The 15,565-nt window shown below is 50.9% G+C and carries 14 protein-coding genes; 6 read left to right on the forward strand and 8 right to left on the reverse strand.

The features are described from left to right. The 5 genes from BLR00_RS01310 to BLR00_RS01330 are packed head-to-tail and all read left to right on the forward strand — an operon-like array spanning position 1 to position 3,904. Positions 1 to 252, forward strand: a complete 252-nt coding sequence (locus BLR00_RS01310; RefSeq protein WP_074630455.1) for an acyl carrier protein — start codon at positions 1 to 3, stop codon at positions 250 to 252. After that, entirely contained in the window at positions 249 to 1,106 is an 858-nt protein-coding gene (locus tag BLR00_RS01315) for a hydrolase 2, exosortase A system-associated (protein WP_074630456.1), read from the forward strand. The genes BLR00_RS01310 and BLR00_RS01315 overlap by 4 nt, the downstream gene beginning before the upstream one ends. Then, positions 1,103 to 1,975, forward strand: coding sequence for a hydrolase 1, exosortase A system-associated (locus tag BLR00_RS01320; protein WP_074630457.1), 873 nt, complete (start codon positions 1,103 to 1,105; stop codon positions 1,973 to 1,975). Before BLR00_RS01315 ends, BLR00_RS01320 begins: the two co-directional genes overlap by 4 nt. After that, on the forward strand, positions 1,969 to 3,225 hold the full coding sequence (locus BLR00_RS01325) for a glycosyltransferase (protein WP_074630458.1): 1,257 nt from the start codon (positions 1,969 to 1,971) through the stop codon (positions 3,223 to 3,225). The genes BLR00_RS01320 and BLR00_RS01325 overlap by 7 nt, the downstream gene beginning before the upstream one ends. A gap of 49 nt (positions 3,226 to 3,274) precedes the next feature. Further along, positions 3,275 to 3,904, forward strand: coding sequence for a tetratricopeptide repeat protein (locus BLR00_RS01330; RefSeq protein WP_074630459.1), 630 nt, complete (start codon positions 3,275 to 3,277; stop codon positions 3,902 to 3,904). A 48-nt stretch (positions 3,905 to 3,952) separates the two neighbouring features. Here BLR00_RS01330 and BLR00_RS01335 read toward each other — a convergent pair whose 3' ends face one another. Both BLR00_RS01335 and BLR00_RS01340 read right to left on the reverse strand, forming a co-directional pair. Then, positions 3,953 to 5,005, reverse strand: a complete 1,053-nt coding sequence (locus BLR00_RS01335; RefSeq protein WP_074630460.1) for an NAD-dependent epimerase/dehydratase family protein — start codon at positions 5,003 to 5,005, stop codon at positions 3,953 to 3,955. 146 nt (positions 5,006 to 5,151) lie between these two features. Next, positions 5,152 to 6,432: a nucleotide sugar dehydrogenase gene (locus BLR00_RS01340; RefSeq protein ID WP_074630461.1), complete on the reverse strand. Its 1,281-nt coding sequence runs from the start codon at positions 6,430 to 6,432 to the stop codon at positions 5,152 to 5,154. A 444-nt stretch (positions 6,433 to 6,876) separates the two neighbouring features. On the opposite strand from BLR00_RS01340, the gene prsT reads away from it, so the two are divergent. Next, positions 6,877 to 9,666, forward strand: a complete 2,790-nt coding sequence (gene prsT, locus BLR00_RS01345; protein ID WP_074630462.1) for an XrtA/PEP-CTERM system TPR-repeat protein PrsT — start codon at positions 6,877 to 6,879, stop codon at positions 9,664 to 9,666. A 237-nt stretch (positions 9,667 to 9,903) separates the two neighbouring features. Here prsT and BLR00_RS01350 read toward each other — a convergent pair whose 3' ends face one another. The 6 genes from BLR00_RS01350 to BLR00_RS01375 form a co-directional block, all read right to left on the reverse strand. Beyond that, entirely contained in the window at positions 9,904 to 11,013 is a 1,110-nt protein-coding gene (locus BLR00_RS01350; RefSeq protein ID WP_074630463.1) for a fatty acid desaturase family protein, read from the reverse strand. A 174-nt stretch (positions 11,014 to 11,187) separates the two neighbouring features. Then, entirely contained in the window at positions 11,188 to 11,739 is a 552-nt protein-coding gene (rfbC, locus tag BLR00_RS01355; RefSeq protein WP_074630464.1) for a dTDP-4-dehydrorhamnose 3,5-epimerase, read from the reverse strand. Continuing rightward, entirely contained in the window at positions 11,736 to 12,623 is an 888-nt protein-coding gene (gene rfbA, locus BLR00_RS01360; protein WP_074630465.1) for a glucose-1-phosphate thymidylyltransferase RfbA, read from the reverse strand. The genes rfbC and rfbA overlap by 4 nt, the downstream gene beginning before the upstream one ends. A gap of 107 nt (positions 12,624 to 12,730) precedes the next feature. Further along, positions 12,731 to 13,636, reverse strand: a complete 906-nt coding sequence (gene rfbD, locus BLR00_RS01365) for a dTDP-4-dehydrorhamnose reductase (RefSeq protein ID WP_074630466.1) — start codon at positions 13,634 to 13,636, stop codon at positions 12,731 to 12,733. Beyond that, on the reverse strand, positions 13,636 to 14,697 hold the full coding sequence (rfbB, locus tag BLR00_RS01370) for a dTDP-glucose 4,6-dehydratase (RefSeq protein ID WP_074630467.1): 1,062 nt from the start codon (positions 14,695 to 14,697) through the stop codon (positions 13,636 to 13,638). The genes rfbD and rfbB overlap by 1 nt, the downstream gene beginning before the upstream one ends. 124 nt (positions 14,698 to 14,821) lie before the next feature. Beyond that, complete coding sequence (locus BLR00_RS01375; RefSeq protein WP_074634067.1) at positions 14,822 to 15,553, reverse strand: pseudouridine synthase; 732 nt, start codon at positions 15,551 to 15,553, stop codon at positions 14,822 to 14,824. Between the last annotated feature and the right edge of the window lie 12 nt (positions 15,554 to 15,565).

Below are 15,565 nucleotides of genomic sequence, written 5' to 3' on the forward strand. Positions count from 1 at the left end.
ATGCAGCACCTTGAAGAAGTAAAAAACATTTTGTCCGATGTATTGAGCCTCGGTGAGCGAAAAAACTCTCTCAAGGAGGATTCAATCCTGCTGGGCAGCCTCCCTGAATTGGATTCGATGGCAGTTGTGAATGTCATCACTGCGTTGGAAGAGCACTTTGGCATCACCGTGGACGATGACGAGATCAGTGCGAGCACTTTTGAGACCCTTGGCAGCCTGACCCGCTTCGTCGAGCAAAAATCGGCTGAATGAGGGAATTGCCGGACACTCTCCCCGCCGAGTCTTTTTTTCTGAAGACCGGCTCCGGGGAGCGATTTTGTCTTTATCACGGCCCCCACCCCGACAAGGAATGCCGTGGCGCACTGATTTATGTTCATCCATTTGGCGATGAGATGAACAAATCCCGCCGGATGGCTGCGATACAGGCAAGGGCATTTTCCGCGATGGGACTTGGCGTATTGCAAATCGATCTTTTTGGCTGTGGTGACAGTAGCGGCGAATTTGCGGATGCTCGCTGGAATATTTGGAGTCAAGACCTGGTTCTTGCAAAAAACTGGCTGGAAAACAGGGTGACTGCCCCCATCAGCCTCTGGGGTTTGCGTTTGGGTGCGCTGCTGGCATTAGATTTCGCGAGGAATCTGGAAAATGCGCTTGACAAGATCATCCTGTGGCAACCAATCATTAGCGGAGAATCCTTCCTCACCCAATTTCTGCGCCTGCGGCTGGCTAACGAAATGATCTCGGGTGGCGAGGGTACCCAAAAAGCATCCGGGACACATGCGATGCGCAGTACCCTTGCAAGTGGGGAAACACTTGAGGTGGCTGGCTACGAACTTGCACCGGATCTGGCTGCCGCTATTGATGCGCTGAAAGCGGCTGAACTCATCGTAACGCGAAGTTCCGTGCACTGGTTCGAGATCGTGGCCGAGCCGGACCGTCCCATGACCCCCGCTGGAGCCAGGGTTGTAAGCGCGTGGAAACAGGATGGAGTCGATTTACATGTGCACCTTGTGCCGTGCCTGCCGTTCTGGGCAACCCAGGAGATTTCGGAATGCGCTGAATTGGTATCGGCTACGACAAACGTTTTTGCCGATGGCGCTCCATGAATTTCGAGGAACGTGCACTCACCTTTTCATGTAACGGCAACTGGTTATACGGAGTTTTGAGCTTGCCCGAGTCCTCTGTTTCCAGAGGCGTGCTGATCGTAGTGGGTGGACCACAATACCGGGCTGGAAGCCACCGTCAATTCACATTGCTTGCCCGCCACCTTGCCGCTCATGGTGTGCCTGTTCTGCGTTTTGATTACCGGGGAATGGGTGATAGCGAAGGAGATGTGAGAACATTCGAAGATTTGCATGACGATCTGCACTGCGCGATTGATAGCTTTCTGAACGAAGTTCCATCTCTCAATGAACTGGTGATTTGGGGATTATGTGACGCCGCGTCGGCTGCGCTTTTCTATGCTCATCAGGATAAACGTGTAACGGGACTGGTACTGCTTAATCCGTGGGCACGGACGAATGAAGGAGCTGCCAAAGTCTATCTGAAACATTATTATATTGCCCGGCTATTTGAACTACGCTTATGGAGCAAGATATTACAGGGACGCTTTAATTATTCGGAGGCGATTCGATCATTTTCGATGACTGTCGGCGCAGTCTTAAAACAAAAAAAAAGTACGGTGGCAATCACGAATAGGGATGGGATCAAATCTTGCGATCGTGCCCCCCTGCCGGAGCGAATGTTCACCGGACTCAACCGTTTTGGAGGAAGACTACTCCTGATTACCAGCGGCAATGACCTCACGGCTCAGGAGTTTCTGGACGTGGTGAACGGTTCACCCGAGTGGCAAAAACTGCTTGCCTCTCCGCGCGTATCCCGGCTCAATTTACCTGAGGCCACCCATACCTTTTCACGGCGCGAGTGGCGTGACCAGGTCGCAGTCTGGACAAGGGAATGGATTGAGTCATGGTAAAAAGGGTTTTAATGATCGCATTCCACTTTCCTCCCATGCGCGGGAGTAGTGGCATTCTGCGAACCCTCAAATTCTCCAGGTACCTCCCGGAATTTGATTGGGAACCTATCATACTGACAGCTCATCCCAGAACCTATGCCAACACCAGTAACGATCAGGTCGCAGAAATTTCTGACCGGGTAACGGTGTATCGGGCGTTTGGTTTCGATACGTCCAGGCACTTGTCATTTATGAGACGGTACCCCGGCCTGCTGGCACTGCCAGACCGTTGGGTCTCCTGGTCGCTTGGAGCCATACCCATGGGTTTATACCTGATCCGGAAATACCGGCCCGATGTCATCTGGTCAACTTATCCAATCGCGACAGCGCATTTGATCGGACTCACTTTGAGTCGATTGACCGGACTGCCATGGGTTGCAGATTTCAGGGATCCAATGACCGATGTCGACTACCCACCCGATCGACTCACTCGTCAAATGTATCAGTGGATCGAAAAAAAGTCAGTCACCTATTGCACCAAGGCGGTGCTCACTACCCCCGGAGCGGTTGATGACTATAAAGAAAGGTTTCCGCAAACACCCGCTTCGCGCTTCCATCTCATCGAGAATGGATACGATGAAGAAAGTTTTGCCGCGGCTGAGGCTAACCGGATAAAGGAACAAAAAAAAAACGCTCGGCTCGTTCTGATACATAGCGGGATTATTTATCCTTCTGAACGCGACCCAACGCAATTATTTGAAGCCCTGGCGGTTCTCACCCAGCAAGAGTTGATTTCTCACACCAGCCTTCACGTGATCCTGCGGGCCACCGCTCACGATGAATATCTTCTTCAACTGATAGATCAATACAAGATTGGCGATATTGTTTCGCTCGCGCCCCCCATTTCCTATCGCGAGGCTTTATCCGAAATGCTGGCTGCGGATGGTCTGCTGATTCTTCAGGCATCTAATTGCAATAACCAGATTCCAGCGAAACTCTATGAGTATCTACGTGCTCGCCGTCCCATCCTGGCTCTGACAGACCCGGTTGGAAATACCGCCGCAGCATTAATCAGCGTGGGAGTCGACACGATGGCACCCCTGGATTCCAGGAATGATATCATGCGGGAACTGCTACGTTTTCTGGCATTGATCAAAGGAAATGAAGCTCCCATCGCATCGATGGAAAATGCGCTTGCAGGCTCGCGTAGATCAAGAACAAAGGAGTTGAGCAATCTCCTTGAGAGCGTGGCACAACGAGCCGGATCTTGAACCTTTACCGATTATCCGGATCGGATTATTTACCTGGAAGGAGACTTTTATGAAATTAGCATCTTACCTGACCGCATTAATAATTTCTGCAGTCTCGTTAAACCTTCAGGCGGAACCTTATTGTGGAGAGCTAACCGAAGCTTACGGCACAACGGGTGGCGACTACACAAATAGTGAGGACAGGCAAAAAAAATTGCCCATCGTTGAAAAATTCCACTTTACTCCAAACGTTGAAAACCTGACCAGGGGGGAGTCGGGACAGTTGGGGGCAGATCTGACATATACGCTTCAACGTTTTCCAAACCATCACCGTGCATTGGCGTCATTTGCAAAGCTTGGCCTTAGAGATAAGACTGCAAAGCCGAGGGGTGCACATTTTTCCGTGGGGTGCGCATTTGATCGCGCCATCCGGTTCAAGCCAAGTGACGGCACAGTTCGCATGATATACAGTAACTATTTGATGAAAATGGGGAAAAACGATGAAGCCTTTGCGCAGCTAAAAGAGGCAAGCAACCTTCAGCCGGAAGACCCCACCATTAACTACAATCTCGGCTTGCTCTATGTTCAGAAAAAAGATTATGAACAGGCCAGAACTTATGCAAAGAAAGCCTATGAACTCGGCTTTCCGCTGCCCGGCCTCAAAAATAAGCTGGTAGAGGCCGGAAAATGGGAGGACTAGTCTGAAGCGAGGGTGACTTGCTTCGGAAGGACTTCGACCATCTATTGTTTATTTTGCATCGCGACCCTTCTCGGATGCAAGATCGGCGATATACCAATCCAGCGCCTGCTTGAGCCCTTCATTGATCCGATGGGTCGGCGCAAAACCCAGCATCCTGACAGCCTTGGAAATATCAGCCTGCGAATGCCGTACATCGCCCTTGCGAAAATCCACGTATTCCGGTTTGTAATGCTGGAGATGAGGAAATTTTTCCAGTAGTAACACGCGTATCATTTCGTAGAGTTGATTAAGGCTGGTACGTTCATTGATTGCCACGTTGTAAATTTGATTGACCGCATCGGAATTCTCGGTGAGTGCCGCCAGAAGGTTGACTTGAATAACGTTTTCGATAAAACAGAAATCCCGGCTGGTTTCGCCATCCCCATTGATATACAGCGTCTTGTTTTTGATGAGGGCGGCGACCCATTGAGGAATCACTGCCGCGTAAGCGCCATTCGGGTCCTGCCTGGGGCCAAAGACATTAAAATAGCGCAAGCCTATGGTGCCCATACCATAACAACGCGCAAATACTTCGGCGTAAAGTTCGTTAACATACTTGGTCACGGCATAAGGTGAAAGTGGCCGGCCAATCACGGATTCAATTTTCGGCAAATCGGGATGATCGCCATAGGTGGAACTGGATGCCGCGTATATAAACCGCTTTACAGGGGCGTCACGTGATGCCACCAGTAAATTCAGGAAACCCGAAATGTTGCTCTCGTTTGTGCGGATAGGGTCCTGAATGGAACGCGGCACGGATCCAAGGGCGGCTTCATGTAACACGTAATCCACGCCTTTGCATGCATCCCTGCAAGCTTCAAGTTGGCAGATGTCCCCCTCAATCAAACTGAAATTCCGCCACGCCTCTTCTCCAACCAGCTCTTTTATCTGCTCAAGATTATGCGGATGGCCAGTCGAAAAATTGTCCAGCCCAACCACCTTCTGGTTCAGCTTGAGCAAAGCCTCCAACAAATTAGATCCAATAAAGCCGGCAACGCCCGTAACCAGCCAACGATACTGATGATTTTTCAGATGCTGCAGGACATCCTGATAGCTTGTCATACCGGGCCAACCTGCTTTTGCAAGCTAAATCCGCCCGGTAACGAGATCATCAAAGGAGGCAAGGTCAAATGATGCGGAAAGTCTTGGTGGATCATAGGCAAAACTGAAAAAAAGCAAAAAATGAACGGTCAACCACCCGACTGGACTTAAAGTCGCCAGACGTTAAAACCAGCCGCCCTTAGCGCTATTGGGTCGAGCTGGGATTTAACATCAATAAAACATCCTTTATCGGTAACTTTGGATTGAAAATCAGTCAAGGGTCTGCCGGTAAACTCCCGATGTGAAACCGCCACGATTATCGCGTCCGCGCACGGGAGATTTTCCCATGACTCAAGCTCCACGCCATATTCATGCCGAGCTTCCTCAGGGTCCGCGACAGGATCATGGATGTGGATCTCAACCCCGTAGGACTTAAGTTCATTAATCAAGTCAGCAACTTTAGAGTTTCTCAGGTCGGGGCAGTTTTCCTTGAAAGATAATCCCAGAACATTCACTCGCGCACCCCGGACGTTAATGTCAGCCTTGATGATTTGTTTGATTGTTTGTTCCGCAACAAATTTTGCCATACTGTCATTGATACGGCGCCCAGCCAGAATAACCTGGGGGATATACCCGATCATCTCCGCCTTATGGGTAAGATAATAAGGATCCACGCCAATACAATGCCCCCCTACCAAACCAGGACGAAAAGGGAGAAAATTCCATTTGGTACCCGCCGCCTGGAGAACTTCCAGCGTGTCAATTCCCAGCTTATCGAAAATGATGGCCAGCTCATTCATTAATGCGATATTCAGGTCACGCTGTGTATTCTCAATCACTTTCGCGGCTTCTGCGACCTTGATACTGGATGCGCGATGTACACCAGCGGTAACCACGCTTTCATAAAGCACCGCAATTTTCTCCAGTGTATCGTCGTCATCTCCCGACACGACCTTCAAAATAGTGGTCAGCCTATGCTGTTTATCACCGGGATTGATGCGTTCCGGAGAAAAGCCGACGTGAAAATCATTTTTCCATTTCATACCGGAATGTTTCTCCAGTACTGGAATGCAGATTTCCTCCGTGGCACCCGGATACACCGTGGATTCGTATATGACAATCGCTCCTCGCTTCATATGCTTCGCTACGGTCTGACTTGCGCCGGCAAGCGACGCAAAATCCGGCTGATGGGCAAGATCCACCGGCGTTGGCACGGCCACCACGATATAGTCAGCCTGCGCTAACTCGGAAGGGTCCGTGGTGACAGAGAGTTGACTGGCGGCCTGAAAATCATCAAACGGCACTTCGCCAGTGGGGTCTACGCAACGCTTATAACTCTCGACTTTGCTGGCAGAGAGATCGTAACCTATAGTCCGCTGTTTTTTGCCGAATTCGACCGCCAGGGGCAATCCTACGTAGCCCAATCCCACCACAGCTACCACACTCATAGTTATCTCCATTATTGTTCATGGCAAACATAAATAATCGCTGCGTCATTCTGAATTATCGGCCTGAATCCCCATAAAGTAACCTGTACTAAAGGCCAATTCCGGACCTGGCAGATACCAGCATATCATACCGGGTAATGATGGTGATAAGATGACTGGCGAGAGCGCGTTTCCCGATAATGCCAATCAAGATAGACCTGCTGCGCAGAGGCTATCCATATACTATAAATAGAAACGTGGGCATTACTACAACCTTTACAATGGATGAAGTCTTTTCATCGACTTCATCCATGAATGATCGGGGCATACACGCATGATTTTCAAATGCCAGGCTCGACACTTCCTATACAATACAACCAGTTGTGCTGTTACTGCATTTGCGGACATCATGTTTTTAAAGCAGCGTCTAATATAATTACAATCGCTAATGGAAAAGGAAGATTTATGCGTAACCTAAGCGTCGCGACCGCAACCAAAAACTTATTGACGCTTGTGACTTCAATTGCACTGATTGGAACAGGCATTGCCGGCTGTGGCAAAACCGAGGACGCCCAGAAGCTAATGTCTGATGCCAGACAATATCAGCAAAAGGGAGATGACAAGGCTGCCATTATCCAGCTTAAAAACGTATTACAGAAAAATCCGGATGATGCCGAAGCCCGTTATCTCCTGGGTACGATTTATAACAAAACCGGTGAGTTACAATCAGCCGAGAAGGAACTCCGCAGGGCTTTGAACCTGGGAATGAGTCCCGCCAAGGTATTGCCGGATTTAGGTCGAACATTGCTGAATCTAGGTCAATTTCAGCAGATTCTGGATGAAACGAAACAACTTTCCGAGAGCAAGAATTCTGCTGAAATTTCGACATTGCGAGGAAACGCTTTTCTGGCCTTGGGTAAAACCAAGGAAGGCAAAGAATTGTTCGAGCAGGCGCTTCAGGACAAACCGGGCTACTCCGATGCGTTAATCGGAATGGCGCGATATTCGCTTGTCGGAAAGGATATCGAGGCGGCAACGCGCTTTTCGGAGCAAGCGGTAACCCAAAATCCGGAGGATGCGGACGCATGGTTTTTTAGAGGCGACCTGCTACGCGTCCAGGGAAAAACTGATCTGGCCCTTGCGGCTTACGATCAAGTTGTGAAGTTAAGGCCAAATAGCGCCTCCGCGTTAATCAACAAAGCCTTCATAGAGATTAATACTGGAAAATTTGAAGCCGCCAAGGCGGATATCGATGCGGCACGCAAGGTTGCGCCCGGCAACCTGATGACTTTTTATACCCAGGCGCTGCTGGATTTTTCTCAGAAAAAATATACCGCCGCGTTGGAATCCTTGCAACAGGTACTCAGCAAATCACCGGAACACTTGCCCAGCGTATTGCTTGCAGGGGCAGTTCAGCTTGAGCTGGGATCAACGTCACAAGCAGAGCAACATCTGAAATTTTATCTGGACAGAGATCCGGGGAATCTCTATGCACGCAAATTGATGGTTTCAGTTTTGCTGAAAAACCGCCAGCCACAGCGTGCGATCGCCCTGCTGAATCCCGCCCTCAAGAACGTGCAGCAAGATCCCCAATTACTCGCCCTTGCGGGTGAATCCTATATGCAAGCCAAAGATTTTGTCAAAGCGACGGAGTATTTTGAAGCAGCCAGTCGTATCTCGCCGGAAAATGCGATGCTCCATACCGCGCTAAGCATGAGCAAGCTGGGAGAGGGCGATAACTCTCGTGCCGTAGCCGAGCTGGAGAAGGCAACAAAACTGGACCCCAAATCGGCTCAAGCAGGCATTCTGCTAGTCATGACACACCTTCGCCTCAAGGAATTCGACAAGGCGCTCGCCACGGCGAGGACTCTTGAAAAGGAACATCCAGACAACCCCTTTATTCAAAATTTAAAAGGAGGGATCTACCTCAGCAAAAAAGATACGCCTAACGCACGTGCAAGTTTTGAGAAGGCGCTTTCTCTTCAGCCAACCTATTTTCCTGCTGTGGCAAATCTCGCTCAGCTTGATCTACAAGATAAAAAACCGGATGCTGCCAAGAAGCGTTTTGAAGCCATTCTGCAGAAAGACAAAAAGAATATTCAGGCCATGACCGCGCTTTCCGGCATTGCTCTCAATCAAGGACAGAATAAGGAGGCGACGGCCTGGCTGGAGCGAGCCAGTCAGGAAAATCCTGACGCACTCCAGCCCGCCATGGTTCTGGCAGCTCACTATTTACGTATCGGAGAAAAACAAAAATCTCTGAATTTTGTGAAAAAACTGCAAGCCACGCACCCGAACAATGCGGATGTTCTGGACTTGCTGGCACAAGCCCAATTTGCCAACGATGACAAGGCCGGTGCCCTGGAGAGTTATAATAAACTTGCTGCCATACTACCGGATTCTCCTCTCGCACAATTCCGTATCGCTTCTCTTCACATCGCAATGGAGAACTTGCCTGCCGCATCCGACGCACTCAAAAAAACGCTGGCGCTGAAACCGGATTATCTGGACGCGAAATTGGCGCAGATCATGCTTGAGACACGCAAAGGAAATAATGAAGTAGCTATCGCACTTTCCCGTGAGATTCAAAAACAGCATGCGAAATCACCCGTAGGCTACGCAGCGGAAGGGGATCTGCAGATGAGACAGAAGAATCCCGCCCTCGCCGCAAAGGCTTATGAGCAAGCGTGGGTGCTCAATAAAGATCCAGCGTTAATGATCAAATTGCATGCGTCGCTTAGCCAGCTCGGAAAAGGCAAGGAAGCAAACGTCCGTTTACTCCAATGGCTGAAGGAACGGCCTGATGATACATCAGCCCGCATGTACCTTGCCGGGGTTTACCTCATGGACCAGCAGATGAAATCCGCCATAGAACAATATCGAATCATCCTGCGGGAAAGTCCCGACTATGTGCCTGCGTTGAACAACCTTGCGACGGCATACCAGCAGGAGAAAGACCCACTGGCCCTGGAATATGCCGAAAAGGCCTATAAACTGGCCCCGGAAAGCCCGGCGATACTGGATACCCTGGGATGGATATTGGTAGAGCAAGGCAATACTACGCGCGGCCTGCCGCTCCTGCAGAAAGCGGCCTCGCTGGCACCAGACTTGACGGAGATTCGCTATCACTTTGTGCTCGGACTGGTCAAAGCGGGTGACAAGGCTAAAGCCCGTAAAGAACTTGAACAATTGCTGGCGACGGGAAAGGACTTCCCGGATATCAACAAGGCAAGAGCCCTGCTGAAGGAGATATAGTAAGCGCCAAGGTCAGCTACGAGATAGAATTTGGAACTCTTCCGTGCCGCTTCGGAGAAGCAGAAAGCCGGGTTATAGAATCCCAGAACTTGTCATGCCTTCGGTTACCTCGCGATGCATATAAGCTTTGAGCCGCCAGCCACTATTGCGCCCCCCGCTTTGCTTGCCCTGCGGGGTTAGCTCGCGTCCTGCCAACCGGTAAAAAGCTGTCCTGATTTCATACGAAGAACCCGGCTGTTACGCGTTCTTTTGCCTGACCGTATCATTCAAGGCAGCGCCGGATACGGGCGCATCACGTCCCGAGGCCGAGGTCGACGCCGAAGCTTCATCCCAGATGCGCCGCAATGCATCCCACATGCCAGTACGCATGGTCTTCAAGTAAAGGGTGTTATCACTCAAACCGTTCACCAACCGCCGTTGGGCCTTGCCAAGATTATGATAGGGCAAGCTCATGAAGAGATGATGCGTCGCATGATAGCGCAGGCCAACAGGAGCCCATAGGGCGGTAAGAAACAAATTACCCGGAACATTGATGGAATCGAGAAATTGCTCGGTAAACTCCATCTGATGATCACCGGGGTTACGATAGGCATGGGCGCTAAGCGTGCGTAGTGAGTTCACAAAGAAAATAAACATTGCAATCACATACCAGAGAACCAGGGCCTTGTAGGTCAGCACTCCCAACCCAATGCAAATTACGGCTGTTGTTACAAATACGAAAGCACCAAACTCCTGCAGCCGCCAGTGCTTATCGTTACGGATAGCATTCTGTGCGCGCTTGTAGGTCATATCGATGGTCAGCGAGGAAGCTCGCTCCCAAATAAATTTACGCAGCGGTGGAATCAGATAAGACAGAGGCGTAAGAATGAGAAAACGGACAATGAAGAAAAAAGGCAGCATAAACGACAGCATCACATAACCGACCATTGCCACCGGTTTCTGGGTAGCAAAGGGAATATATTCCCCATCCTTGCTGGTCCCGTAGACGTCGCGCTTATGATGATCGTTGTGTACACCGTCATAGGTAAATGAGGGAACCAGCAACGGTATACCACAAATGATATTCCATACCAGACGAAACAGTCCGAACGTGCCCTTTTTTAAATGGGCCAGTTCGTGAACGAAAATGGCCGCGCGATAAAAAGCAAATGTGGCAATAATCGCGGATATGAGCTGCCAGGAGGAAAACTGCGGCATCGACAGGGCAGCTACAAAGGAAACCCAGCCCAGAGAGATATGAAAGAGAAAATCCCCCCAGTAAATCCAGGGATTGGGCGTCATCAGATCGCGGACAAGCTCATGTGCCTCCCGCAATGGGAATTCCCGGCCAGCTGTTGTTTCCATCATTTTCAGACCCTCATCTCGGATCGTTCATTGTAGATCGCATTAACCTTGTGCACAGCTGTTATCTGATTTATTGCCATTTAATTTACCAGCACCGATTCATAACGACATTCACCCACATATCCGTCCACCAGCTTCGTTCATCGCGGCTAGTCCAGCGAATTAACACGCGGGGCTTCATGCAAATAACTCGGCATTAGCGAGACTCGCTCCCTGTTTATCTTTGGCTGAAATGACCGGCTGTTCATCATGATCGATTGGCCAGGCGATGGCGACCTCTGGGTCGTTCCACGCAAGGATGCGCTCAAAATCAGGAACGTAGTAGTCTGTGGTTTTGTACAAGAAATCGGCACTATCGCTGAGCACGTAAAAACCATGGGCGAAACCCGGCGGTACCCATACCTGGCGGTAATTATCTTCGGTGAGCTCCACCCCGACCCATCGGCCAAAGCTCGGAGAAGACTTACGGATGTCTACCGAGACATCAAATACCGCACCACGCACTACGCGCACCAGCTTACCCTGAGGTTGCCGAATCTGGTAGTGCAAGCCACGCAGCACGCCTTTCACCGAGCGGCTATGATTGTCTTGCACAAAATTAACATCAAGCCCGGTGGCGTGGCTGAAAGTCTTCAGATTGAAGCTTTCAAAGAAAAATCCCCGGCTGTCACCCAAGACTTTCGGTTCGACAATCAGGACGTCAGGGATGGGGGTGGGAACCACTTTCATACAGCTATTCGCTCCTTCAAGAGACGCAATAAATATTGGCCATAGCCATTTCTCGCCAGTGGTTGCGCAAGTTTCTCAAGCTGTGCGGCGCTGATGAACCCCTGGCGGTAGGCGATCTCCTCGGGGCAGGCTACCTTAAGACCTTGCCGGTGTTCGATGGTTTCAATGAAGTTGCTGGCTTCTATCAGGCTCTCGTGGGTACCCGTATCCAGCCACGCATAACCCCGGCCCATAATTTCAACGCTGAGTTGGCCGCGTTCCAGATAGATGCGGTTAACATCGGTTATTTCCAGTTCGCCACGCGCGGAAGGCTTAAGATTTCCAACAATATCAATGACCTGGTTATCGTAAAAGTATAGTCCGGTAACGGCATAATTGCTGTTGGGCTGAGCGGGCTTCTCTTCCAGTGACGTGACTCGATTATAAGCATCAAAAGCGACTACACCATAACGCTCGGGATCTTGTACGTGGTAGGCAAATATGGTGGCGCCTTCCGGCCTGGAGATGGCGCGTTGGAGTTGCACATGCAAATCATGACCATAGAAAATGTTATCGCCCAGAACTAGCGCACTGGGACTATTCCCAACAAAATCTCTGCCAATGGTGAACGCATGGGCCAGTCCGTCCGGACTGGGTTGAACGGCATACTGCAAGTTCAACCCCCAGTCGCTCCCATCGCTAAGGAGTTGTTCAAAACGGGGCGTGTCTTGCGGGGTGGAGATGATAAGAATGTCACGAATTCCCGCCAGCATGAGCGTGCTCAGCGGATAGTAGATCATCGGCTTATCATAAATGGGCAGTAGTTGCTTGGATACCGCCTTCGTTACGGGGTATAGCCGCGTGCCGGAACCACCGGCGAGAATGATGCCTTTGCGCTGGGTCATGAACCTGAGTCCGGCCGTTGAACAGGATGGAGTGGAATGATTAAGATTAAAAAATAGTCTTTTTTTATCATAGAGTTAAACTAAAGGTGGACGGTCAACTACCAGGTTTAGGATGATCGATTCTCGAGTATTTCGGTAAGCATGCGTGCCACGCCGGTTTGCCATAACGGCAAACTCAAATCGAACGTACTCTGCAATTTTCTGGTATCCAGACGCGAGTTTGCGGGTCTAAGAGCCGGTGAGGGAAATGCACTAGCGGGTATGGGCTGAATATTTTCCGGTGTGACCTTGAGTCTGACTCCCGCTTGATGGGCCGAGTTCAATACGAAACGGGCATAACCGTACCACGAGGTCTCTCCCGCCGCAACCAGATGATAGAGGCCGGATACGCTTTGCTGCTGCTGCGCCCTGCGGATAGCATGGGCGGTGACATCCGCAAGCAAATCGCCGCCCGTGGGCGCACCGATCTGATCATCGATAACAGTGAGGCGCTCGCGCTCCTGGGCAAGACGCAACATGGTTTTTGCGAAGTTGCCGCCACGTGCGGCAAAAACCCAACTGGTACGAAAGATCAAGTGATTGCAGCCAGAGGCTAGTATAGCTGCCTCGCCTTCCAGCTTGGTGGAACCGTATACATTCAAGGGTCCCGTGGGATCGGTCTCTACCCAGGGCTGACTCCCACCGCCATCAAATACGTAGTCGGTAGAGTAATGGACCAGCCAGGCGCCAAGCTTATGGCATTCACGAGCCAGTGTAGCGGGAGCCAGGGCATTGATGACACGGACGCGCTCCGCCTCGCTTTCAGCCTTGTCCACCGCGGTATGCGCAGCGGCATTCACGACCACATCCGGAGCGATTGTTCGAACCGTTTCGGCGATGCCATCAAGTCGGGTAAAATCACCGCACAATTCCTGGCTGTCGAAATCCAGCGCCACCAATTCGCCCAGGGGTGCTAGACTCCGTTGTAGTTCCCAGCCGACCTGGCCACCTTTGCCGAACAGCAGGATTTTCATCAAGTACGTCTCTTGTAATTCTTCTCAACCCAGTTGCGATAGGCGCCGGATTGTACATTTTCGACCCAGGCCGGGTTGTCCAGATACCACTGCACGGTCTTACGAATGCCGGTTTCAAAAGTTTCATCAGGCTTCCAGCCCAACTCACGCTCAACTTTACTCGCATCAATTGCATAGCGGCGATCATGACCAGGACGGTCGGTGACGAATGCGATCAGACTACGGTAGGGTCCGATTGTGAGCGGGCTGAGCGCATCCAGCAATGCACATATAGCGTGTACGATATCAATATTGGGTTTCTCGTTCCAGCCACCTATATTATAGGTTTCTCCAGGAGTGCCCGCTTCCAGCACCCGGCGGATGGCGCTGCAATGGTCTTTAACATAAAGCCAGTCGCGGATCTGCTGGCCATCACCATACACCGGCAATGGTTTGCCCGCGAGCGCATTCACGATTATCAATGGAACGAGTTTTTCCGGAAATTGATAGGGTCCATAGTTGTTGGAACAGTTACTGGTAAGCGTAGGTAAGCCGTAGGTATGATGGTAGGCGCGAACCAGGTGATCGCTGGCAGCTTTGCTGGCCGAGTAGGGGCTATTGGGCTCGTAGCGATGGGTTTCATTAAAAGCTGGCTCGCCCTTGGCCAAGGAGCCGTAGACCTCGTCAGTCGAGACGTGGAGAAAACGAAAATCCTGCTTTGCTTTTCCGTCCAGCCCGTTCCAGTGAGCCCTGCCAGCCTCCAGCAGCCGGAAAGTACCCACGATATTGGTCTGGATAAAATCCTCCGGACCATGGATGGAACGGTCCACATGGCTTTCCGCGGCGAAATTGATGATGGCGCGGGGTTGGTGGCGCTCCAACAAACTGGTAACCAGAGCGGAATCACCGATATCGCCCTGTACGAAGGTGTGCCGCTCATCCGCTGCCAGCGCGGTAAGATTCTCCAGATTACCCGCATAGGTAAGTCTGTCGAGGTTGATAATGGGTTCGTCGAATTGCCTCAACCAATCCAGTACAAAATTTGCGCCAATGAATCCGGCACCGCCCGTAACTAGTATCATTTATTCCCTTGCAATCCGTATCGCATTGATAATTCTACCGTACTCCGAGCCTTATCCGAGTACTGGCGGTCAGTTTGCGGCGACCTGCCTCGCCATTATTTCGTGTCCTCATGGATTATCCGGGTTAAAACACTTCGCCGTGTCTCAAATAACGCCACTCTCCAGCCGGAAGATCACCCAATTTTACCTTGCCGATGCGAATGCGCTTCAACCCGGTTACTTTCAACCCGACCAGTTCACACATTCGACGGATCTGACGTTTCTTGCCTTCACGTAAAATGAAGCGTAGTTGATCCTGATTCTGCCAGCTTACCTCCGCATGTTTTAATTCTTCGCCGTCAAGGCTCAGACCATGGTTCAACAGGCCTAATGCATGCTTCGAGAGCATCCCTTGCACGCGTACCAGATACTCTTTGTCAACACGTGACTCCGCACCAATCAGTTGCCTGGCGATGCGGCCATCCTGCGTGAATACCAGCAATCCCGACGAATCAATATCCAGCCGGCCGGCCGGAGCCAGTCCTTTCAAGTGCAGTGGACTGAAATGTTGCTCGGCCTGATCACCACGAAAACGGGATTCCCGACGTATCAGGCTGATTGCCGGCTGGTATCCCGGCTCCGGCTGTCCGGAGACGTAGCCAATAGGCTTATTCAACAATATGGTAACTTGACCCTGTTGCTGGGCTTGCGCCGTGTTGTTAAGCTTTATTTTCTGTGCGGGATAAATCTTCGTGCCCAGCTCAGTTATGCGCTCACCATCCACAAACACCCATCCACGTTCGATGTAGCCATCCGCCTCTCTGCGCGAACATAATCCTTGCTGGGACATGAGTTTGGACAGTCTGACTTTTTCCATAAATTCGTTTAG

The organism is Nitrosospira multiformis (assembly GCF_900103165.1).
Taxonomy (GTDB): domain Bacteria; phylum Pseudomonadota; class Gammaproteobacteria; order Burkholderiales; family Nitrosomonadaceae; genus Nitrosospira; species Nitrosospira multiformis_D.